This window comes from Bacillus cereus group sp. BfR-BA-01408, assembly GCF_022663305.1.
Taxonomy (GTDB): domain Bacteria; phylum Bacillota; class Bacilli; order Bacillales; family Bacillaceae_G; genus Bacillus_A; species Bacillus_A pacificus.
Genome location: NZ_JAKUFF010000334.1, coordinates 1 through 219 on the forward strand (window position 1 = coordinate 1; position 219 = coordinate 219).

Here is a 219-nt window from a genome sequence, read left to right on the forward strand (position 1 = left end):
CTTCTTCTTTAGCCTTCGCTATTTCTTGCGCTTTTGCTTCTTCTTTAGCCTTTGCTATTTCTTGAGCCTTCGCTTCTTCTTGTACTTTCGCTTCTTCCTTAGGTTTTACTACTTCTTGTACTTTTGCTTCTTCCTTAGGTTTTGCTACCTCTTGTACTTTCGCTTCTTCCTTAGATTTTGCTACTTCTTGTACTTTCGCTTCTTCCTTAGGCTTTACTA

Annotated in this window: 1 pseudogene; it reads right to left on the reverse strand. The window is 38.8% G+C overall.

Features of this window, described 5'->3' with window-relative positions:
• Positions 1–219, reverse strand: a pseudogene (locus tag MR083_RS27530) (enterotoxin); the annotation flags it as partial.